General features: G+C 42.3%; 15 protein-coding genes and 1 tRNA gene. 7 read left to right on the top strand and 9 right to left on the bottom strand.

Translation table 11 applies throughout. The features are described from left to right. Window positions 1–84 precede the first annotated feature (84 nt). The 6 genes from AQPE_RS18030 (at window position 85) to AQPE_RS18005 (ending at window position 7,288) form a co-directional block, all read left to right on the top strand. Window positions 85–1,122, top strand: coding sequence for a Gfo/Idh/MocA family protein (locus tag AQPE_RS18030; RefSeq protein ID WP_318347887.1), 1,038 nt, complete (start codon window positions 85–87; stop codon window positions 1,120–1,122). A gap of 5 nt (window positions 1,123–1,127) precedes the next feature. Continuing rightward, a complete protein-coding gene (pdxB, locus tag AQPE_RS18025; protein ID WP_318347886.1) occupies window positions 1,128–2,255 on the top strand; it encodes a 4-phosphoerythronate dehydrogenase PdxB in 1,128 nt (375 codons plus the stop codon). A gap of 155 nt (window positions 2,256–2,410) precedes the next feature. After that, the gene (gene gnd, locus AQPE_RS18020; RefSeq protein WP_318347885.1) at window positions 2,411–3,865 is read left to right on the top strand and encodes a decarboxylating NADP(+)-dependent phosphogluconate dehydrogenase; all 1,455 of its coding nucleotides are present in this window, start codon (window positions 2,411–2,413) and stop codon (window positions 3,863–3,865) included. A 165-nt stretch (window positions 3,866–4,030) separates the two neighbouring features. Further along, window positions 4,031–5,188, top strand: coding sequence for a helix-turn-helix domain-containing protein (locus tag AQPE_RS18015; RefSeq protein WP_318347884.1), 1,158 nt, complete (start codon window positions 4,031–4,033; stop codon window positions 5,186–5,188). Window positions 5,189–5,312: 124 nt separating this feature from the next. Continuing rightward, entirely contained in the window at window positions 5,313–6,476 is a 1,164-nt protein-coding gene (locus tag AQPE_RS18010) for an acyltransferase (protein WP_318347883.1), read from the top strand. A gap of 71 nt (window positions 6,477–6,547) precedes the next feature. Further along, window positions 6,548–7,288 (top strand): DUF169 domain-containing protein, encoded by a 741-nt coding sequence (locus tag AQPE_RS18005; RefSeq protein ID WP_318347882.1) that lies wholly within the window; start codon window positions 6,548–6,550, stop codon window positions 7,286–7,288. A gap of 204 nt (window positions 7,289–7,492) precedes the next feature. Here the strand turns inward: AQPE_RS18005 and AQPE_RS18000 are convergent, their stop codons facing one another. The 6 genes from AQPE_RS18000 to asnA form a co-directional block, all read right to left on the bottom strand. Next, entirely contained in the window at window positions 7,493–8,077 is a 585-nt protein-coding gene (locus tag AQPE_RS18000) for a PhnA domain-containing protein (protein WP_318347881.1), read from the bottom strand. Between the two features lie 459 nt (window positions 8,078–8,536). Then, a complete protein-coding gene (locus tag AQPE_RS17995; protein WP_318347880.1) occupies window positions 8,537–9,436 on the bottom strand; it encodes a DUF3078 domain-containing protein in 900 nt (299 codons plus the stop codon). A gap of 142 nt (window positions 9,437–9,578) precedes the next feature. Then, on the bottom strand, window positions 9,579–11,258 hold the full coding sequence (gene ftcD, locus AQPE_RS17990) for a glutamate formimidoyltransferase (protein ID WP_318347879.1): 1,680 nt from the start codon (window positions 11,256–11,258) through the stop codon (window positions 9,579–9,581). A 142-nt stretch (window positions 11,259–11,400) separates the two neighbouring features. Next, the gene (hutI, locus tag AQPE_RS17985; protein WP_318347878.1) at window positions 11,401–12,648 is read right to left on the bottom strand and encodes an imidazolonepropionase; all 1,248 of its coding nucleotides are present in this window, start codon (window positions 12,646–12,648) and stop codon (window positions 11,401–11,403) included. A 336-nt stretch (window positions 12,649–12,984) separates the two neighbouring features. Further along, window positions 12,985–13,058: transfer RNA gene (locus AQPE_RS17980), tRNA-Arg, on the bottom strand. Window positions 13,059–13,182: 124 nt separating this feature from the next. Continuing rightward, complete coding sequence (gene asnA, locus AQPE_RS17975; protein ID WP_318347877.1) at window positions 13,183–14,217, bottom strand: aspartate--ammonia ligase; 1,035 nt, start codon at window positions 14,215–14,217, stop codon at window positions 13,183–13,185. A gap of 293 nt (window positions 14,218–14,510) precedes the next feature. Between asnA and AQPE_RS17970 the strand changes: the two genes are divergently transcribed. Continuing rightward, the gene (locus AQPE_RS17970; protein ID WP_318347876.1) at window positions 14,511–15,701 is read left to right on the top strand and encodes an MFS transporter; all 1,191 of its coding nucleotides are present in this window, start codon (window positions 14,511–14,513) and stop codon (window positions 15,699–15,701) included. 153 nt (window positions 15,702–15,854) lie between these two features. Here AQPE_RS17970 and AQPE_RS17965 read toward each other — a convergent pair whose 3' ends face one another. From AQPE_RS17965 to AQPE_RS17955, 3 genes are all read right to left on the bottom strand, one after another. Then, window positions 15,855–19,619, bottom strand: coding sequence for a beta-galactosidase small subunit-related protein (locus AQPE_RS17965; RefSeq protein ID WP_318347875.1), 3,765 nt, complete (start codon window positions 19,617–19,619; stop codon window positions 15,855–15,857). A 404-nt stretch (window positions 19,620–20,023) separates the two neighbouring features. Continuing rightward, entirely contained in the window at window positions 20,024–22,534 is a 2,511-nt protein-coding gene (locus tag AQPE_RS17960) for an AsmA family protein (RefSeq protein WP_318347874.1), read from the bottom strand. Next, window positions 22,531–23,787: a competence/damage-inducible protein A gene (locus AQPE_RS17955; protein ID WP_318347873.1), complete on the bottom strand. Its 1,257-nt coding sequence runs from the start codon at window positions 23,785–23,787 to the stop codon at window positions 22,531–22,533. Before AQPE_RS17955 ends, AQPE_RS17960 begins: the two co-directional genes overlap by 4 nt. Window positions 23,788–23,807: the final 20 nt, after the last annotated feature.

Genomic DNA, 23,807 nt, shown 5'->3' with positions numbered 1-23,807 from the left:
TATGAACCACAATAGACACATAGAACACATAGAAAGTCAAAAAACTATTGTGCCCTATGTGTCTATGTGGTTAAAAATAAATGTATGGCGCTAACCGAAATACATTGGGGAATTATTGGCTGCGGGAACGTGACTGAACTGAAGAGTGGTCCGGCATTTAGCAAGGTGGAGCATTCCCGATTGGTTGCTGTGATGCGCCGTAATGAAGCATTAGCCGAAGACTATGCCAAACGGCATGGTGTGTCCAAATGGTATTCAGACGCCGATCAGCTTATAAACGATCCGGAGGTGAATGCTGTTTACATTGCCACCCCACCTGACACGCATGCTTCTTATGCTATTGCTGCAATGCGTGCCGGGAAGTCGGTTTACGTAGAAAAACCCATGGCCCGTAATTATCAGGAATGTCAGGAAATGATTCGTGTTTCAGAAGAAACTAGATTACCCTTATTTGTGGCTTATTATCGACGGACTCTTCCTGCTTTCCTAAAAGTGAAAGAGTTGATTGATGACGGAATCATCGGGAGACCAATGACTGTAAATGTTCGCCTGCACAAATCGGTTCCCGAACGTGATTTAAAACCTGAAACTCAATTCTGGCATGTGAATCCGGAGATTGCTGGCGCCGGTTATTTTTATGACTTAGCTTCGCATCAGTTAGATTTTCTTGATTTTGTATTTGGTCCGGTCATTCAAGTTTATGGGTTAGCGGCAAATCAGGCCGGACATTACCCTGCTGAAGATACTGTTACCGGAACTTTCCGGTTTGGAAACGGTGTGATTGGCACCGGAAGCTGGTGTTTTGTGGTTGCCAAAGGAAACGAAGAAGATATCATTGAAATTAACGGTACAAAGGGCAAACTCAGTTTCTCCAGTTTTCAGCATGGCGATGTAATACTGACAACTCCGGAAGGAACAGTCAGTTTCAGCTCTCAAAATCCTGAAAATATACAGCACAATCTAATTGATCAGGTTGTAAAAACATTACGGGGAGAAAGCGAGTGCGTGAGTACCGGTAAATCAGCCGCCAGAACCAGCGCTGTGTTGGAAGAAATGGTGAAACACTATTATTCCGGATACGACGATAACAAACGAACAAAAGGCAGTTGCCGAAATATTTAAGACGAATGAAAATTATTATTGACGATAAAATACCATATATCCGCAGTGCCTTCGAAGGAGTTGCCGAGGTCATTTACCTTCCGGGTTCAAAAACTACTCCGGAAATAGCGAAGGATGCCGATGCTATTGTAACCCGTACCCGTACCATTTGCAACGAAAGGTTGTTGGCCGGTTCTTCTGTGAAATTCATCGCGACAGCAACCATTGGGTACGACCACATTGACACCGATTATTGCGATAATGCCGGAATCAAATGGACCAATGCACCTGGCTGCAACAGCAAATCGGTGGAACAATACATTGCCTCAACGCTCATGGTTTTGGCCGAAACCAGAAAATTGAACCTGAAAGATATTTGTATCGGAGTGGTTGGGGTTGGAAATGTGGGCAGCAAAGTTGCAAAAGTTTGTAATCTGCTGGGCATGAAAGTTCTGCTGAACGACCCTCCACGCGAACGCGCTGAAGGTTCTGCCGCTTTTGTCAGCCTAAAACAGGTGATGGACGAAGCCAACATCATTACCCTGCATGTTCCGCTGAACATGAAAGGCGAAGATGCCACGTTCCATTTAGGAAATGAAGAGTTCTTTTCTGGCCTGAAATGCAAACCTGTCTTGATCAACTCCTGTCGTGGCGAAGTGGTGGAAACCCAGGCTGTAAAAGCGGCACTGAAAAGCGATCAGATTTCAGGATTTGTTTGCGACTGTTGGGAAAACGAACCTGACATTGATCTGGAATTACTTTCGATGACTGAGATCGCAACGCCTCATATTGCAGGTTATTCGAAAGATGGCAAAGCTACCGGAACTCGAATGAGTGTGCATGCCATCAGTCAATTCTTCGGACTTGAATTGGACGACTGGCAACCTTCAGGAGTGGAGCAACCCGTTAATCCGGTTTTTGAATTGGACGGATCGGGACTTAGCGAACAGGAAATTATTGCTAAAGCCATTCTGCACACCTATGACATCCGGAACGACGATCAGGATTTCAGGAAAAACACGGCGCAATTCGAGCAATTACGAGGAGATTACCCAACGAGAAGGGAATTTCCGGCGTTTACGATCGTTCGGAAGAACGTAGAGGACGAAACTTTGGAGGTTTTACGAAAACTAGGATTTCAAATTAAAAGCTAGTCATTGATTGTCATTAGCTTCGCGTTATTAGTTGAAAAAACAATTGATTGACTACAAATGAACATGAATTACAATTTAATGACGACAAATGACAATCTATGTGCCCTATGTGACTATTTGGTTCAAACTAAAATATGAATTATTAACTATACAAAATGAAAAAATTAGCAGACATTGGATTGATCGGGTTGGCCGTAATGGGCGAGAACCTGGTATTGAACATGGAAAGCAAAGGCTTTACCGTTGGTGTTTTTAACCGTACAACTGCTCGTGTTGACGAGTTTATGGCTGGTCGCGGTGCAGGCAAAAATTTCATCGGGGCTCATTCGATTGCCGAATTGTGCGCTTCGCTCGAACGTCCTCGCAAAGTGATGATGCTGGTAAAAGCTGGTCAACCGGTGGATGATTTCATCGAACTGATTATTCCTCATCTGGAACCGGGCGACATCATTATCGATGGTGGAAACTCGCATTTCCCTGACACCATTCGCCGCACCAAATATGTTGAAAGCAAAGGCTTGCTGTTCATAGGAACCGGCGTTTCAGGCGGTGAAGAAGGCGCTTTGTTAGGACCTTCAATGATGCCAGGCGGATCACCTGCCGCATGGCCTGCTGTGAAAGAGATTTTCCAGGCTGTCTCGGCTAAAGTGGAAGACGGTTCACCTTGTTGCGACTGGGTTGGCGAAGGCGGTGCCGGTCATTTCGTAAAAATGGTTCACAACGGTATCGAGTATGGCGATATGCAAATTATCTGCGAAGCTTACCAGCTGATGAAAGAAATGCTGGGCTTGAGCGCCGACGAAATGCACGATGTTTTCAAGAAATACAATGAAGGCGATCTGGATTCGTATCTGATTGAAATTACACGAGACATTCTGGGATATCGCGACGAAAATGGCGAAGCGTTGGTTGAAAAAATCCTCGACACCGCCGGACAAAAAGGCACTGGGAAATGGACTGCAGTTTCTGCCCTTGATCTCGGAATTCCATTGACATTGATTGGAGAATCGGTATTTGCCCGTTGCCTGTCGGCTCAAAAAGACATGCGCGTTGAGGCTTCGAAAGTAATCAGCGGCCCGGTAGTAGACAAAACCATTGACAAAGTCCAGATGATTTCAGACCTGAAAGATGCTTTATTCGGAGCTAAGATTATTTCGTATGCTCAGGGTTATAACCTGATGATGGAAGCTGCCAAAGAATACGGCTGGAACCTGAATTACGGCGGTATTGCCCTGATGTGGCGTGGTGGTTGCATCATCCGTTCGGTATTTTTAGGCGACATCAAAAAGGCATTCGATGTTAATCCTGACCTGCAAAACCTGCTGTTTGCTCCTCACTTCAAAGAAATTGTTGAAAAAGCACAAGCCGGATGGCGTCGTGTTTGCGCAACGGCTCTGACTAACGGAATTCCTGTTCCGGCATTGACTTCAGCGCTTTGCTATTTCGACGGAATCCGCAGCGAACGTTTACCAGCCAACCTGTTACAGGCTCAGCGCGACTATTTCGGCGCTCACACTTACGAACGCACCGACAAACCTCGCGGCGAATTCTTCCACACCAACTGGACCGGAAGAGGTGGCGACACTACTTCAAGAACTTACGTGGTTTAGCCTTCGACAAGCTCAGGCACCGTCACTTTAAAATACCAAAAGCCGCTTTCCTGAAATAGGGAGCGGCTTTTTTTATTGAAATTACAATGTTGTCTTTGATTTGTATTCAGTCAATAAAAAAGATATTACTTATATTTGGTTCAAACTTCAACGGACTAACTCTTTATGATTCCTGAACCCGGTAATACTGACCTTAACCTTGTCGATTTTGTGATATTGCTTGGCGTAGTTCAGGGCATTATGCTTACCATAACCAGCCTTTTCCGCAAAGGCCGGAAAGAGAAATTTAAAGCGGCAATGTTCTTTTTCCTGACCGGCATTATTGCCGAAATTTTCATGAATCGCACCGGGTATATGTATTTTGTTATTCCGCTGGTTGATTTCTCTGAACCATTCCAGTTTGCGCTTCCTCCGCTCATTTACCTGCTCGTTTTAAGCATCGACCCCGATGTTGTTATCAGAAAATGGGAACTCCATTTTATTCCGTTCATTGCCTATACCCTGTTTTTTCTTCCGTTTTACCTGGCGCCCTACGAATACAAGTTCGAGAACTATTACTATGTGCACCACATGGTTGAGTGGAAAACAACCGGGCATTACGAAATGCTTCATGTGCTTGGAAATATCAGGCGGTTCCAGATGTTCTTCTGGTATTTCCAAACGATTATTTACCTGGTTTTGTCGTTTCAGAAATTAGCGCATTTCTACCAGAACCCGAAACCGGGATTGTGGCAAATTGAAATCAAATGGTGGTTTGCATTCAGTGTTATCATTTCGGTATTGATCGTGGTGACCTTGGTTGTAAAAATGACTTACTTCCGCGATTTTGGCGACCACATTATTGCAAGTTTTCTCACCGTAATAATTTATTGCAGCACACTTACCGAATTGCTTCGTCCAACTGTCTTGCACCAAGTAGTTTCTGAAATTGAAGAACTTCCTAAAATTGCAACTTCAGGAATAAAAGAAGAAAAGAAAACTGAAATCCAGCAAAAACTTCTGGCCCTGATGGAAGAAAAAAAACTGTACACCGACAGCCTGATTTCAGTAGGTAAATTATCGAAACTAATTGGCGAACCCTCGTACATTATATCGCAGGTGATCAACGAAAAAATGGAAGCCTCATTTTACGACTGGATTGCCCAATACCGTGTTGAAGAAGCCAAACAACTGCTGACCAACCCCAAAACCAGGCAATACACCGTTGAACAAATTGCCGAAGAAGTGGGGTACAACTCTAAATCGGCCTTCAATAAAGCGTTTAAAAAGTTCACCGGGCAAACGCCATCTGAATTCAGAACAAACAGTACTCCAGAAAATTAATAGGTGCTTATTTGCGAATGCGCACTGCGTTTTTGCCAGCGCGAACACGCAGTTTGCCTGCGCATTCGCTGAAGCTGTTCTCCGCCACATAGCTTTGCCGGAAACATTTAAAACCCTCAAAGCCATGAAACGAATTTATTACATCGACTGGTTGCGCATCCTGGCAATCATCACCGTTTTCTTCTTCCACACCTCTCACTTTTTCGATCCCATGTACTGGCATGTAAAAAACCCGCAGCAAAGCGAATCGGTTTTGCTTTTCCTGGGTTTCATTAACCTCTGGATCATGCCGCTTTTCTTTTTCCTCTCAGGAGCATCGGGTGTATTTGGCGCACGAAAACCGTTTTTATCATTCCTGAAAAGCAAAACCCTTCGGCTGTTGGTGCCTTATGTGATGGGCGTTTTGCTCCTCATCCCACCACAGAAATATGTTGAAGGTCTCTCGAACCACACGTTCGCTGGCGGGTATTTCGATTTTCTGCAAACCTACTTTTCCGGAGGAATTTTTAATTACCCGATGGGTTTCGATCCACTTTGGATCGGTGCAATCTCCTATCATTTGTGGTTTCTGGGCCATTTGTTCGTCATTTCCATCCTGTTTTACCACCTGATGAAATACATTGACATGAAAGGTGAAAAGTTAATGAACGGCATTAATCGAATCACTTCGTTTTCAGGGGGCGCTGTTTTACTGTTCATTCCGGTTGCAATTGCCGGAGTATTGCTTAAAAAACATTTCCCGAACTACACCAGCTGGGCCGATTTTGCCAAATATGCGCTGTTTTTTTTCCTTGGATTTTTGTGCACCACCAACGAAGGTTTAAAACAATCGTTCCTGAAATCGCGTTTCATCGCACTTGGAATTGGATTGGTGCTAACGGTGATGTATTTCGTATCGTTTAGCTTGAAGGAAACCACATTTGGACAGTTGTTTCAGAATAATCAGGTGTATGGTTATTATGCCTTTCAGGAAACGGCGGGAGCTTTGGTAACCTGGTGCTGGATTATATTTATCGTGGCAACTGGTATGAAATACCTGAACAAAGACACAAAATACCGCCAACCCTTGAACGAGGCTGTTTTGCCATTCTACATATTGCATCAAACAGTTTTGCTGCTTATTGGCTTTGTGGTTGTGCAGTGGAACTGGGAAAATTGGAGCAAGTTCGGATTTATCGCACTAAGTGCCTTATTTACAATTACCGTCGTTTACCGGCTGGTAATTAAGCCATTCAACATTACCCGATTCATCTTTGGAATGAGTAAAAAGCCAATTGAGATGAACTAGAAATTAAACTACAAGTGTAGATTTTTTCATTTCTTTTTATGACTTTTGGTTTCGAACTTGAAAACGTTTTTATGAACCCAAATGAAATTGCGCTGGCCTTCAGCGAAGCACTAAAACTCGATAAATACAAACTCTGCGGAGTCTGTTTCAGCAATGAAAAACCGGATAATGCCCTGGAGTTAAAGAAAAAGGGAAACGGCTGCGTAGTTCCGCTCATACTAAAAGCATCGACAGGAATTCCTGTAGTTTTTGCCGAAGAGTCAACCGGCTGGCCATGTTCGGCCTTTTACCTTGGTTTTCAGGATACTATTTTCGAAGGAATTGAATATTTTCTATCGAACAAAGACGATTTTTGGCGGCCCTGCGAACGGTTTATCCAAAATCCGGGATTGGCTAAAACTTTAATCGACAATATTCACCCGGTAAAACCCACCAAACCGTATCTGGTCATTAAGCCGCTCATCGATTTTTCGTCGGATGAAGAACCCGAATCGGTGCTGTTTTTTGTGAATGCCGACCAACTTAGCGCGCTGGTATTTTTATCGCATTACGACTCGCCAGGAAGCATGGATCGTGTGTTAGCGCCATTTGCATCGTCGTGCATGGCTTTGGTAACTTTGCCGTTGAAACTTGCCCGAAAAAACGAAGAAAAGGCAATCATTGGAAATTTCGACATTTCCGCCCGAACCCGGATGCCCGCAGATTTGCTGTCGTTTGCACTACCTTATTCCTTCCTGAAAAAACTGGCTGTATTCCTTCCTGAAAGTTTTGTCACCACACACAACTGGAAAACGATAAAGGAGCGGATTTAAACAGGAATTCGATCAATATGCAACTGAACTAAAAATGATAGCTGACCAATGGCAATGGAAATTGTCATTAGTCATTCGAAAAGTCACGTTTAAGCTTTTTCCCATTGACTACTGACTTTTTACAGTTAGTTAAAATCATTTTTCATAAACCAAGTCAGGGCTTCACTTGAGTGAAACCCTGACTAACATTTTATCCTTAATTCATTAGTTCGATTTCTTCACAAACTTGGTCAGAAGCACCAGTTGCTGGCCATTTACGCGACCTTCAATTTGCTCCGGATTATCTGCAACCAATGTAATTCCACGAACTGCCGTTCCGCGTTTAGCCGTGAAACCGCCTCCTTTTACATCCAAATCTTTAATCAGCACTACGGTATCGCCACTCTGAAGTACAACACCGTTGCTATCTATGTGTTTCACCACATCTTCTGACGAATTTCCTTCGCCGGTAGCTTGTGCCCAGGCCATTGTTTCTTCGTCGAGGTAAAGCATGTCGAGTAAATCGTGCGACCAACCTTCGGCGCTTAACCGGTGTAACAATCGCCAGGCCATCACCTGAACCGCAGGCACCGGGCTCCACATGCTATCATTCAAACAGCGCCAGTGATTAGCGTCCATTTTCTCCGGATTTTCAATCTGTTCCAAGCATGTATTGCAAACCAATACGCATTCGTCCACTTTTCCATTCGAGGTTGGCGGAACCTCATAAACTTTCAGGTCATCGGTTGCTCCACAGAATTCGCACTTCGAGCCGCTTCGAGCCTGAATTTCCTTTTCTACACTCATCATTCTCATTTTTAGTTTGGCCGCAAATCTAGTGGATAAAACGAAACATGCACCAAAAAGAATAAAACGATCGATTTTAGATAACAAATCCGTAATCACTTTCTACTTTGGCAATTCTAACTTTAAACGATTGATACCATTCTTCCCGACCTTTTTCGCGGGCAAACTAGTGCTCTGAATTCTCCTTTCACCTCCTGATTGCTTCCAGATCGCTCCAATATGAAACTGTAATTCCAATTTTGTTTTGGGCAGATTCAACTCTCAGGAAACCTTCTCGTCCGCTGGCTAATTCGACCATTCGATCGGCTATTTCAACATAACCGTGATCTCCTTCGGTACGAACAGAATTAATAATTACCGCATTGTATGGCGGTGTTGCGCTTGTGAAATCATAGCAAATGATTATATAAAAAAGAGTTCCATAACGATGAAACTCTTTTTTATATTGAAGTTTAAATACGTTTAAAATTTTACACTTAATCCGGCACCAAACATCTGTTTAAACTGAACCCGGCGACCTTTGCCATCAATAATTCCATCGTCATTACGATCAAGTGGAATTAAAATATCATCATCGTAAATCAGGTTGGTCACCAAATTGGCTGATAAGTATTCATTCACCTTCATATTCAGTCTGAAGTCCCAGTTTACATCAACGTTCTGAGGATTTTTTAAATAATTGGAAAACAAAGTTAAATTGGTAACAGCGTCAACATTTTTAGCCACCTTCATTTTAAGCTCCGATTTAACAGTTGCCCCCAATTCGGCCCTGAACTCTTTTCCCGGATCGACACCAAATGCACCAATGGCCGACAATGCATCATCAGCAACAAAAGTAAATTTACCACTTAAAGGTGATGCAAACATCGAAAACCGGTCGTTTGGTTTGTAGTCGAAACCAGTTGCAATAGTGAGATAGGCAGGAGATAACAAACTTGAAATGCGCACAGGTTGATCTATATTTGAATAATTAAATCCATCGGCAAATTGAGTCCTGAAGTTCATTAGCCCCGAAAAAAACCACTTCCCCGATTCGGTCATTTTATATCCTACTTTCGAATTAAGCTCAAATTTATCTTCCGATTTGATTAAGCTACGTTGCTGCTCCTTCATCAATCCATATCCCAAACTTAAGGTATTATCCCAACTCATCCTGTCATTGGCATAATTGGCAAAGCAATTCAACAAACCAACTCCGGAAATCGAATTTTTACCGCCAGCTGCCCAGTTCGAAAATGAAACCTCACTAAAACTGAGAGATAAATCACCCCCTTTTTTCCAATATTTAATCGTGTCTGCCGGATTCTGAGCGATTAAATGACCTGAAATCATAATCAACAGGAACAAAGTAAAATGTTTCATATGCAAAAATTAAAGTTTAAAATTCGATCTTAAGACCAGGCTTTCATTGGTATTCTGGGTGAAATGAATATATTTCGCGAACTGATCTGAATCTCACAAATCAATTATTTCGAAATTACCTTTTCAACAACACCAATATGCTCTATATCTTTCCCTCAATCTTCAACAGTACTTCTGATTCCTTGTTTATCGCTTTTTCAAGAATTCCCTTTGCCCGAAGAATAATTTCATTCGAATAAGTCTTGTCGGCCAGACCGCTGGCATTGATCCGCACATTCAGGTAAGCGCCATAAACCGCAGTTCGGGCACACAGCGCGCCAACTCCGGCATCGGAGAGCGAATTTGGGTTGCCGGTAGTTGCCATTGCCTGAAGAACTTCCAGTGAACGATAAGCAGTTTCCATAACCTCAAACGGAACTTCAATGGCATGTTTGGTTGCGGCCTGAATGGCTGCCGAGCGATTTTTTTTCTCCTCATCGGTATTCTTAGGCAACCCAAACGCATCCATAATGGCATTGAAAGCGGCAGTATCTTCGTCAACCAATTTCAAAAGTCGATCGTGAATTTGTTTGCCTTTTTCAGCCCAATCGGAAAATTCGTCCCATCGGTCGTCCCAACCACGCTTATGTGCCGAAAGGTTGGCAACCATCGAACCCAGAGCTGCGCCCAAAGCACCAACATAAGCAGCCACCGAGCCTCCACCCGGAGCCGGCGATTCCGATAAAGTCTCGTTTGAAAAGCCTGACAGACTCAGATCAACCAATTTACTTTGCTGATCATCAATCAGGTATTCAATGATTCGTTTTTTTGGATCGAAAGGTGACAGTTCGTCCAACCCGAGCGATTTGACAGCTATTTTAATGATTTCGGCATCCGGAATCCCGACTGAACGTTCCTGTTTCCGGAGAAAATATTTACCGGCATCGAGCATAGCCTGCAATGGAATAACCCCGATAAGTTCAGATCCTGTCACGCGGATTCCCCGATCGCGGGCACGTTCCGAAACCTCATCGAAAGCCTGGTGCATCGAAGTTACGGTTATGTCAGTCAGGTTCATCGAAATTTGGGCGATTCCATATTCCTGAATAAACCAGCCGATAGCCCGAACTTTTTTCAATGTTCCCGGAATGCGCAATGGTTCGCCGTTTGCGTCATTCACGATTTTACCTGTAACCGGATCTCCTTCGCGAACAACCCGGCCAGCTTCGCGAACATCAAACGCGATGGAATTAGCGCGACGTACCGAAGTCGTATTCAGGTTGACATTGTATGCAATCAGGAAATTACGGGCGCCAACGGCCGTTGCTCCCGAATGTATATTTAACGTATCTGGGCCAAAATCAGGTTTCCATTGTGGGTTCTGAAGTTTTTCCTTCAATCCCTCGTATTCGCCTGCACGGCAATTAGCCAAACTTTGACGTTCTTCGGTCGAAGCTGCAAACTCGTAGCAATAAACTGAAATACCCAATTCCGCTCCTATCCGTTTAGCCAGTTTCCGGGCATAAAAGACGGTTTCGTCCATCGAAATATTTGCAATTGGAATCAACGGACAAACATCGGTTGCGCCAAAGCGAGGATGCTCGCCTTTGTGCTTGCTCATGTCGATCAATTGTGCTGCCATTTTAGCGCCTCGAAAAGCTGCTTCAATTACCTGCTCAGGCTCACCAACAAAAGTCACTACAGTGCGATTAGTGGCTTTCCCCGGATCAACATTCAATAATTTAATGCCATCAACGCTTTGAATAGCGTCAGTTATCTGCTTTACTATTTTTTCATCTCTCCCTTCTGAAAAATTCGGAACACATTCGATCAGTTGTTTCATATTTAAAATTTAAGCCCCCTAAATCCCCCGAAGGGGAACTTTGAGACGGTACATATTCAGAATATTTTCTCTTTTTGCAATGACTTTGAACCCTTGCCTTTTAAGCCCCCTCTGTTGGAGGGGGTTTGGGGGAGGCTTCCCTCTATTGTATTTCCCCATTTAAAATCACGGTTTCAATCAGGTTGGAGCCAAAAGAATAAGGAATTGCCGCATACGACGAAATCTCTTTAGTAATAAACAAATTGGCTACTTTCCCTTTGGCTATACTTCCATAGCTTTCGCTAATCCCCATTGCATATGCCGAATTAATGGTGGTGGCATGAATGGTTTCTTCAGGTGTCATTCCATAGCGAAGACAGCCTAAAGATTGAATAAAATTCATATTTCCTGAAGGCGAAGTTCCCGGATTGTAATCGGAAGCCAAAGCAACCGGCAAACCTGAATCGATCATTTTACGGACAGGAGCCAACTTCAGATTCAGGAAAAAAGCTGCACCAGGCAAAACTGTGGGCATGGTTTCACTACCAAGTAATGACGAAATTTCTTCGTCACCAACAAATTCAAGATGATCGGCCGAAACAGCATTGTATTTTACACCAACCTGCACTCCTCCCGAATTGGCCAGTTCATTGGCATGGATTTTTCCCTGCATACCCAGTTTGATGCCAGCCATCAGAATTCGTTCGCTTTCTTCCATGGTAAAAAATCCACGATCACAAAAAACATCTACATAATCGGCCAGTTCTTCGGCAGCTATCAAAGGCATCATTTCATTGATCAGCAAATTCATATAATCTTCATGTCTCCCCTTAAATTCAAGAGGAAAAGCATGAGCCAGAAAGGTAGATTTGATCATCAAGGGTGAATGTTGTTTCATGCGGAGAATCACCCTCAGCATTTTCAATTCCGATTCGGTTGTTAGTCCGTAACCACTTTTTATTTCGACAGCACCAGTTCCGGTTAAAGCAATTTCTTCGAGCCTCAGCATGGCCTGCTCGTATAATTCATCCTCCGGCATTTCCTGAAGACGTTTGGCAGAATTCAGGATTCCGCCGCCATTTTTAGCGATTTCCTCGTATGTAAGACCTTTAATGCGGTCAACGAATTCAAGTTCGCGGGTGGCCGCAAAAACCAAATGAGTATGCGAATCGCAATAACTCGGAAAAACCATTTTGCCTGAGCAATCAATTTCCATGATCAAGTCGTCGGCTTCAAAGTCAGAGCGGCTAAGTTCTTCCATCGGACCAAAATCAATAATCTGCTCCCCTTTAATCAAAAGAAATGCATTTTTAATGGTCTGAACTTCAGCCATCGACTTTCCGGCGACCCATAACCTACTTTGGGGATCAACCTGAACAAGTTCCTTAATATTTTCAAGAATCAGTCTCATCTTTTAGGGGTTTAATGCAATTTTTATTTCAATTTTCCATTTGCTCCGGACTACGAAACACAAGTTACTTTCCTGTGGTATGTCTTCATTTTTCGAATACAATTAAAGAAAGTCATTGCAGGTTTTTCATGCAATAGATCATAAATGGGGCAAATTTCTGTCTATTTTCAGGCCATTATTAACGAACAAGTTACGATGATCTATCGAATTAAACAATTAGTCTGTAGTTTTTATTCGATTAATGACTGTTGGAAATGCGTCCGGAAAGAAATTCACGAGCATAAAAAAAGCGTTTAAATCTAATGACTTAAACGCTTTTTGTTAATTTCTAATCTGTATCCCGGTTGGGATTCGAACCCAAGACCTACGGCTTAGAAGGCCGTTGCTCTATCCAGCTGAGCTACCGAGACATCCTTTTTAGCGGCTGCAAATATATCAATTTTTGTTAACCTTTCGCCATGATTTATAACAAAAACTTACAGAAACCTGCATTCGCTGTAAGGAGTTCTGAAATTGGCGGTTTCATTGTATTTTTCAGATCAATGCAATGTTATTTTCTTTACAGATAACTTTCATTTCGTCGGGCCAAATACTCGATTGGATCTCACCAATATGAGCTTTTCGCAAAAAATACATGCATAAACGCGATTGACCAATACCTCCTCCAATTGAAAGTGGAAGTTCGCCATTGAGCAATCGGGCATGCCAGTATAAATTTTTACGTTCTTCGGTTCCTGTAATTTCCAATTGTTTTAAGAGCGCATCTTTATCAACACGAATTCCCATCGACGACAATTCAAGTGATGTTTCCATTACAGGATTCCAAACCAGAATATCGCCATTTATCCCTTTGCGATTACCTACAGTTGGCGTAGTCCAGTCGTCATAATCCGGAGCACGTCCATCGTGCTTTTCTCCTCCCGGAAGTAGTCCTCCAATTCCAATAATAAACACTGCTCCATACATTTTCGCAGCTTCATGCTCTCGTTCTTTTGGCGTCAGGTCTGGATATTGTTCTTCCAATTCTTCTGAATGGATGAACGTTATTTCCTCAGGAAGTATGGGTTGTATTTGAGGAAAATTCTCGGACACGATAAATTCGGTACGCAAAAAAGTCGAATAAATTTTCCGAACAATCTTTTTCAGAAAATCCAAATTTCGTTCATCTTCTGAGATAACTCTTTCCCAATCCCACTGATCAACATAAAGCGAGTGAATATTTGAAAGTTCTTCATCAGGACGAATAGCATTCATGTCAGTGTACAAGCCATAACCTTTGCCGATATTCAAATCAGCCAAAGTCATTCTTTTCCACTTGGCAAGCGAATGCACTACTTCAGCAGGATTATCACCTAACTCTTTTACCGGAAATGTAACTGGCCGTTCAATTCCGTTGAGATCGTCATTGATTCCGGTACCTTTCATGACAAACAATGGTGCCGTAACGCGACGCAAACGCAACTCCGAAGCCAAGTCCTGCTGAAAACTGTCTTTCACTAATTTAATGGCCTTTTCGGTCTGATTGACATCAAGTAAAGGCTGGTAATTTTGGGGGATAAATAGTTTCATTAATTCAATTTATTATTTTAGTTACTAATTCCGAATTATCAAATCATTCAAATTTTCCTCACAAAAATAGCAATGGATTAATCATTCCGAAGCCTTTTAGATCATTTTTGCACGAATTCAATCATTTTTTATAACTTTTTGCAAAGAATTATTAGAAATATTCAATTTATCAATAACAAAATAATTTCAGCTTTTAGAAAGCTACATCCGGCATTTAACTCTTCGGAACCGGGTTTTACGGTAAAACCATCTGAAAGTAGAATTAGAATCTTTATTTTCGCACAAAACTCCAATTGAAAAGATTTCCCGAAAATACGATCCAGTTGTACCTGATCAAGATTGCCAAATGGTTCAATCTGATCATGCCAATCGTTGTTCTGTTTTATCAGGAGAACGGATTAACCATGTCGCAGATTTTCATCCTCAAATCCATCTACTCCATCGCAATGGTTGCCACCGAATTGCCTTCAGGTTATCTGGCTGATGTGTGGGGATGCCGAAGAACATTGCTTTTAGGAGCAATATTAGGAACGATTGGAATTGGAATTTACTGCATCTCTGCCGACTTTGCCAGCTTTGCCGTTGCTGAAATCATTTTGGGCGTAGGGTTTAGTTTCATTTCAGGAGCCGACTCTGCCCTGCTTTATGATTCGCTTAAAGCAGAAAACCGTGAAGAAGAGTACATCAAATACGAAGGGAGAATAACCTCGGCCGGAAACTTTGCAGAAGCTCTTGCAGGCGTCGCCGGTGGATTATTGGCCACGTTTAGCCTTCGGACTCCGTATTATTTTCAGGTTTTTGTTGCAGCAATTGCTATTCCCGCCGCCTATTTCCTGAAAGAGCCCCAACACATTCAGGAAAGGATTAAGTCAACGATGAATGAAATTCTGTCGATTGTTAAACTTACTTATCAGCAAAAGGAGATGCGCAGCGCCATTATGATTTCGTCATTCACCGGAGCTGCAACTTTAACTTATGCCTGGTTTGTTCAACCCTATTTTCAGAAAGCTGGCGTACCAGTTTCAGTGTTCGGAATTTTATGGACTCTGCTCAACCTGTCAGCCGGGGTTTTCTCCATGTTTTCGTATAAAATAGAGCGATTCCTCGGAAATAAAAAGACATTACTATTTATTGTAATCTTTATCTCGCTTGGATTCGTACTTACCTCATTGCAAATAAGTTTGGCCGGAATTGCCATTTTGTTTGGCTTTTACATGGTTCGCGGAATTGCTACTCCAGTGTTGAAAGACCAGATTAATCAATACACCGACTCGAAAGTTCGGGCAACCATTTTATCAGTTCGGAATCTGGAAATACGCATCATTTTTGCTGCCATTGGCCCTGCATTGGGTTACTTAACCGATACATTCAGCTTAAGTACAGCATTAATGGTTACCGGAATTATTTATTTTGTTGCGGGCATGATGAGTATTATGCCCTTCTTAGAGGCCTCCCCCAAACCCCCTCCGAGAGAGGGGGCTTAAAGAACCGAAGTTCGAAATAATTATTCTTTGTCATTGAAATACACGGTCTAAAAAAACTAAAATGTTCAGAACCATCAATACCAAAAAATCTCCCCTTTGGGGCAATACCATATAGTTAAGCATTATATAGCTCTTATTATTCTAAAAACAGGCTTACTTATTGATTTTAAATGGCTTTATCGAACTTGTGAACTGTATGGCTTGTGGAATGGTTTGATATTTATTAAGCACCCCAATTGCAGTGCAACCTACACCAGTAGTTTGGTAGTCGAAATTGAATGTTACACCATCTGATTTGATTAGATCATAAGTGTATTTTGCCTTTGACAAATTCTCAGTGCTGTAATTATAGCAATTGAAATTGAATGGTTTAGCTGCCGAAAACTCAATTCCGATTCCTTGAGCATTTGTCAGTCGCACATAGCGGTTGTCAGTGCGCAAGCCACAATCCTGAGGAATCAAATACGGTACAAACATAGCATCAACCGTCGACTGATAAAGCCCAATACGGTAGCCGGTTTTGCGGTCTGGATAATTCTCCTGCGGCCCACGTCCAAACCATTCAACATTTTGCATTTGGTTATCGAAAACCCATTTTGTTCCTATGCGTGGCAACGACATGGGCATTTTTCCTTTCGGATTAATCGTGTGCTGTAAACTAATTTCACCGTCGGGCGAAATCGTATAAATCATCTCGTTTTCGAAGCCTTCCCTGCCTGAATTTCCAAAAAGAGCAGTTTCAAGAATACTGACAATTACATTTTCAGCCTTCTTTTCAACGCGAAATGATTCAAGTTTTGACTTCATTTTATCCAGACCGATGGAGTACCATGCATTGGCAACCATCCTTCCGTAACCCTCGGTTCTGGGAGATATACTAACTGCAGGAGAGGTCCAGTCGTCCAGTTCGTTCGCCAGAGGGGCACGCCAAACATTGAGTTGCGCTCCCTGTTTCAGCAATTCTGTACCCATGTATTTCATGGAGTACAATTGTCCATCGGCTTTATTAAAGGCATAATCGAAATTTACTCCTGATACAATCAATTGTTGCTCATTATCTGTCACTTTCAACGAATTGGTCTGACGCTGTGCCAATTTTTCATCGGCAGGAACAATCCATGGCATTTCCAATTGATCCCAACACAATTCAAAACCCTTCGGCGCCCATTGTGCAGCTTCTTTCGAATGAAAACTAACTGTTGCCAAATAGGTTGCACCGGCTTTTAGCTTAGGCTTCTGAATAGGAAGAACGTAGATTTTTTTTGCTTCTGGTTCCACATCCACCTCCAACTTTCCAGAAGCAATCGTGATTCCATTTTCTTCCAGATTCCAACGTGCATCAAAGGCATTCGTATTGGTAAAAAAGTTTCGGTTCTGCACTTCAATTTCCATTTTTTCGGCATTGCTCCACTTGACAGAAATGGGTTGAGCCGACTTTTTCATTTGCCACATTTCCGGCTCTACACGGCGGTCGGGCCAAATACATCCATAGGTACGCGCGCCAATTCCATAGCTGAAAAACTCGCCTTCTTTTTGCTCCTGTTCAAAATCGAGCCACAAAGCTGCACGATTTTTCAAGTCTGGTTTTGCTGTAAATAAATCATTGATTTCAATCGCTTTGGGAAAAATACCCACCTGATCGATAATAGCATCGCATAAATAATTAGATAAATGCTGACCCTGTGTCTCGGCATTCTTACCCACATTAAGCGGAAAAGGGAGATTGGTAATTTTCCCGGTGACCGGTTTTTCATCCACCTTTTGGTTGTCGATAAATAGTGAAATCGATTTCCCGTTATAAATACCAGCCACATGATGCCAGTTTTGTGTCCAATCTTTGGGTAATGCACCACTGACAACTGTTTTTTTCGAAGTGTAGATATAGAAATTGAGCGAGTTGTCACCCATTTGCTGCAAACCAAATTGATTGTTTCCTTTGGTGAGCAGTGTTCCACCCGTTTTCATTAAATCGCGTGGAAAAATCCAAAGTGAAACCGTTAGTTCATCACCCGAGATTTCAATATTTCTATCCTGATAAACTTCCACCCACTGATCGTGACCATTCAGATCAATACCTTTTCCATCGTGTCCGGCAACCAGTTTGGCGCGTCCCATGATGTGAGTTGCTACATTGTTTGGTGAAGAATCTGTCAATTTGCGAACAGGCTCGCGCAAGCCTGGACTCACGAAATCCCAGATTGCTCCGCCCATAATGCGTGGATACTCGTAAAATATATCCCAATATTCGTCTAGTCCACCACCCGCATTTCCGGCCACCGAAAGGTATTCGTCCAGAAACGATGGTCGCGGATCAACACTTTCAGGAACCATTCCCACCCGTGTTTTGAGGTCAAAAGGTGTTGGGTAACGGGGGCCGATAATCTCTTCGCAAGGGTGTGAAAAAGCATTTCCGCCATACATCCAATTACGGGTAGTGTCGTATTTCTTTCCTTCATCAATCACGGCACAAATAGTTGCGCCTTCGCCACTTTCATTTCCTGCGCTCCAAAACAGAATACTGGCATGATTCCGGTCGCGCAATACCATTTTGCGAACCCGCTCGCGGTACATGGGCTCCCATTCGGGTTTATCACTTAAATATTCAGTGGCATGAGCTTCATCTCCCGCTTCGTCAATAATATACAATCCATATTCGTCGGCCAACTCCAGATACTTTGCAACCGGTGGATAATGTGACGTCCGTACACAATTGAAATTGAATTGTTTCAGTATTTCAAAGTCTTTTCGAATGGTCGCTTCGTCCATGGTGTGCCCCAAATCGGGATGTTGCATGTGCGAGTTTATACCGTTCAGTTTAATGGCTTTTCCGTTCAGATAGAAAACCTGATGGCGAATTTCGGTCTCTTTAAAACCTATCCGACCGGCAATTACCTCTTCGGTTTTACCTTCGCTGTTGATTAATTCCAGCGTTAACCGGTAAAGATTGGGCGTTTCTGCGGTCCACTTTTGGGGATTTTTTACCAATGAAGAAACATTTATAATTTGCTTATTATCAGCAGTTATTTGAACTGCATCAGAAGTAAAATTCTGAACCAATACATTCTGTGCATTAAACAGCGAAGTGCGAACTTTGTAGTTCTGTTTGTCGGTTTTCGATTGGTTATTTACCGTAATCTGCAAATTCAGTTTTGCGTTCTCATAGTTTTCGTCCAGGTCGGTAGTTGCATGCCAGTCGAAGATATGTACATCCGATTTTGTATACAACCAAACATCGTCGAAAATACCAGCCAGGCGCCAATAGTCCTGACTTTCGAGATACACACCATCTGAATATTTAATTACGTTGACGGCAATGGTATTTTTTCCTGGTTTCAGGAAACTGGTCACATCATATTCAGCAGGCTCCTGCGCACCTTCGTTGTAGCCAACTTCCTGTCCGTTGATCCAGACAAACGACGCCGAAGCGGTTTTCTCCATGCGCAAAAAAATGTGTTTGCTTTTCCAATTTGCCGGTATGGTAAATGTTTTGCGATACGAGCCAGTCGGGTTGTATTCGCGCGGAACAAAAGGCGGATTGGAGCGAAACGGTTGTGCAACATTTCGGAAAAAAGGATCGCCAAAACCCTGCATTTCCCAGTTGGAGGGAACTGTAATTTCAGACCATTTCTGATCATTAAAATTGGATGCGAAAAAGTTGTTGGGTGTACCTTCGGGAGTATTGGCAAAATGGAATTTCCACCTTCCATTCAACGAAAGTACATTTTCTGACTTCGATTTCTGAAGATTTAATGCTTCACCAACCGATTTCGAAGGAATACAAACCGTGTGACCTTCAGTCTGGTTGGTTTCAAATACCGCTGTATTTTCGATGAAAGGATAAACGTTTGCAAATTTCGATTGCTGGGCTGAGAGTGTAAGACTTGCCAGAATGATAAATAAACCAACTATTTTTTTCATGCTCGATTATGTTTTTATCTTGATGGGAGACTATACTTTATCTCGAAGATCGACAAAAAAAGCTTGTGATTTATCTGTTCTGATTCAGCAAAATGGCGCAAAGGTTTGCACAAAGGTTTGCGCACGTAAAAAATGTTTAGGAACATTCTTTACCAATTATAATCATGGATATTCAAGATTCAAACTAACATAATGAAAGATGATTTCATGACTATCTTTTTAATCCTATGGTAAAGTTCTGATTTGGATAATAACCAGTTAGGCCTGGCAGACAGAACCTCTGAAGAAAGAAAGTGAAACGATTAAACAGCAAATACCAAACACTAAACTTTAACAAACTATAAAAGAGCTATATAATGATTAACTATATGACATTGCCTCTTTGGGGGAGATTTAGAGTGGCTCTATTTAAACAACTTCTTCAGTTCATCACCAATTTTCTTAACCGAGCCTTTCAATTCATCAACCGAAGCCTTTTTCACCTGCTGCTCAATCTGGGCGCGGGCTTTGCTTAAATCGAGCGAAACTTCAGGTTTAGTCAATGAGCCATTCAGGATAACCGATGCATCGATCATCTTAATATTCTGCGAACCCGGCAAAATATCAAGTCCCTTATTGATGTCAGCACCCAAATCCTCGCGATTGACCACAAAATCCATATTCAGGTTTATTTCGCGGGCGGCAGAAAGACTTCCGTAGATAGTTGCCTGCTGATCGGCAATGTTGGTTTTAAATGGATTCATTTTCAACTCGCCATTTTCGAACTGAAACTTTGCCGTAAAATCATCCACTTTCACATTTTTAAGCTTCTCCTTTTTAATGATTCCACGAATCTGATCAAACACTGGAGAATCAATGATCATCAGGTTTTGTGTATTAAAAATCCCCAATCCATTCAGACTGGTTGGCACAATGTTCATCTTTTCGTTCATCGTTCCTGAAAGACCAAATTGTGTTGAGATTTTACCCTGACTTCTGGCTGCAATTGGCAAATAATGCCGCATCGTACTTAGCGATTGATAAGCTGTTGGCAAGTCGATATTTTGCATGTCGAGTTTGAAATCGAAAAGTGGCTTATTTTCTTTATTACTGGTATAAGAACCGTTAACTGCCAGTTTTCCCTGAAGCATTTCCATGGTCAGGTTGGTGAGATCCATTTTCTGATCTTTAATTTTCACCAATCCGTTGATGTTGTTGATTGGCATCTTGTCGTAAACGGCTTTTTGAATCGAAGATTGAAAACTCAGATCCAGATTTTTAGGAACCTGAAACGCAGTCACCGAATCGGCTGGTGCGACTGGCGCCGCTTTTGCATCTGTAGCTGCCGATTTCGCCACTGGTTTCTGAATATTCGACAATTCGGAGAAATTCAGAAACGAAGATTTCAGGTTAAAATCACCTTTCAGCACACCATTTTTAAACATATAAGCCAGATAGTTACTCACATTACCATGAAGCGAAAAATCGCTCTGTCCTACTTTCGCATCAAAACGTTCAATATTAATCTGTTTTGTATTTGCTTTTACTTGTCCCTGACTGATCTCAATTGGTTTGGTCAACTGATTACTCTGTATCCTGAAATTTTGAACAGAAGCCTCCCCATTTGACTGGAACTTTTCGTATTCCTGCTTTTCGATCGAAGACATCCGACCAGCCATTTGCATTTTTGCCTTCAGGATACCGGTAATATCGAGGCTGTCGATCGGGATTGCCTGTTTCAGCGAAGCAAAATCAATGGTACCTGAAAATGAAGCGTCAATATTTGGATCGGTCATCGGCTCAGTCACCAGCAAACGCAAATCCATCGGATTATTTTTTATCGAAGCGTGAGCCTTTTCAACATTCACTTTCAGCAAATTTAAATCGCCTTCGGGCTTGGTAATTTGAGCCAAAACCTGAATATCCTGAACGCTTTCAGGCAGATCCTGATATTTAAAACTGGCATTACTAGCCGAAAGCAAAATATCGATTGCCGGATAAATCTCGTTGTAAAACAGTCCTTTTACAGAACCTTTGAACTCAGCAGAACCTTTAATGTCGGCCTTTTCAAGGTATTTCTGATAATCAGCCGGAACCAACGATAAAATAGTAGCAAAATCGCTTTTTTCGCTCTGGAAAGCCAAATCAAATTGCATACTGTCGTTTGGCATGGCAAACGAACCGTTCACTTCCAGCGGCAAATTATTGATCCACAATTTACCCTGATCGAACCCAAAATTCATTTTCTCGTAATCAACCTTCAGCAAAGTTTCGGCTTTTAGTTTGGTTTTCGAGATGTATTTTACCGAGTCGTATTCGAAAATAAATTCACCAACATCACCCTTCAGGTTAAAACTGGTAACAGTTCCGGCAACATCACCCGACGAAGTTATGTTAGTATTTTTAACCCAAACCTTCATTGGCATGGCCAAATCATTGTAAAGTAGATTCAGGTTATTTACCCGAATATCACTTAGTTTCATTTTAAATGCCTCAGTTGATGCTTCAGTGCTGGCTGCTTCAGGTTTAGCTGATACTGAAGTTTTAGCAATGTCCCAGTTTACTTTTCCGGCCTTATCCGAGATCAATGAAATCCGTGGATTTTCAATGGTCAGACTATTCAATTCCAAACCCTTGCCGCTGATCATTTCCATCAGTGAAATATTGGTTGAGATGGAACCTGCCGAAAAAATAGTATCGCTGGCAAATTCGTCGATCCCAACCAAACTCAAATTCCTGATTTCCATTTCAACTTTCGGGAATTGAGAAAACAACGAAAGCTTAAAATCGGTGAAATCGATTTTTGCATTCACCTGATTATTCAGGGTAGTTTTTACCTTGGCAAGCAACTTGTCTTTGTACAAAAATGGCAAAGCCGCCAATATTCCAAAAATCAAAACTACAATTCCGGCGACAATTAATATTTTACGTTTCATATGAGCGCTGAATTTTGGTTTAAGATAAAGATACGTAATAGATTTAACGCAGTATGGGTTGTACGTATTATATTCCGCTCGCGGTTATGCTTAAATATATATTTTTTGCTTATCACTCCTGAAGGTCCGGCCACCGCAATCCAAACCGTACCAACCGGTTTTTCGTCCGATCCGCCATCCGGTCCAGCGATTCCAGTTGTTGCCACCGAATAATCAGTTTTTAATGCTTTTTGAGCGCCTATAGCCATCGCTTCGGCAACTTCCTGACTTACGGCTCCAAATGAATTAAGTGTCTCCACCGGAACCTCTAGCAATCTGTTTTTGATTTCGTTTGAATACGCAACCACCCCTCCTTTGAAATAGGCAGAACTTCCGGCATTGGAAGTTATAAAATGAGCGATATTGCCACCTGTACAACTTTCAGCCAGAGCCAAAGTTTTTCCTGATTCAACCAGCATCCGACCTAAAGCAATGCCAAGATTGTCGTCGTCAAACCCAAATACAAATTCAGGAATAATTGTCAGTAACTCTTTCACTTGCCGATCAACCTCAGCTTCAAGTGCAGACTGATCGGTGCCATAGGCGCTAAGCCGTAAACGAACCATCATCGGACTTGGCAGATAAGCCAGCTTGATAAAATCGGGTAATGCGTCTTCCCACCTTTCAATCTTTTCGGCCAGCATCGACTCGGGCAGACCAATGGTTAAAACCGTTTTGTGCACGATTGACTGAGTTATTCCCAACTTAACGAGCCGTGGGAAAACTTCCTCAGACATAATGGCTTCCATTTCGAAAGGTACGCCAGGCATCGACACGAATATGGTATTGTTCCGTTCGAACCACATTCCTGAAGCTGTTCCTGCTGAATTATGAAGTACGGTACAACTGGCCGGTAACAGCGCCTGATCCTGATTTAATTGATTGATGGTAACATTTCGGGAGGACAAAAGTGAGCGCACATGCTCAAGTACTTCAGGATGAAAAACCAGTTCGGTATCGAAATACTCGCATAGGCATTTCTTTGTAATATCGTCTTTTGTAGGTCCCAATCCACCTGTTATCAGCACCAAATCGGCATTTTGCTCGGCTTCGGCAAATGCTTTCAGTATGTGTTCATGATTGTCGTGAACCGAAGTGACCTGATACACTTCGATTCCTAAAAAATTCAACTGTTGACCCATCCAGGCCGAATTGGTATCAACAATCTGCCCGATTAAAATTTCGTCGCCTATGGTAATTATTTCTGCTTTCATGGATTTGTTTTTTTTAGAGA

Source organism: Aquipluma nitroreducens, assembly GCF_009689585.1.
Classification (GTDB): Bacteria; Bacteroidota; Bacteroidia; order Bacteroidales; family Prolixibacteraceae; genus Aquipluma; species Aquipluma nitroreducens.
The sequence above is the reverse complement of the archived record's forward strand: the minus strand, read 5'-3'. Positions and strand labels throughout refer to the sequence as shown.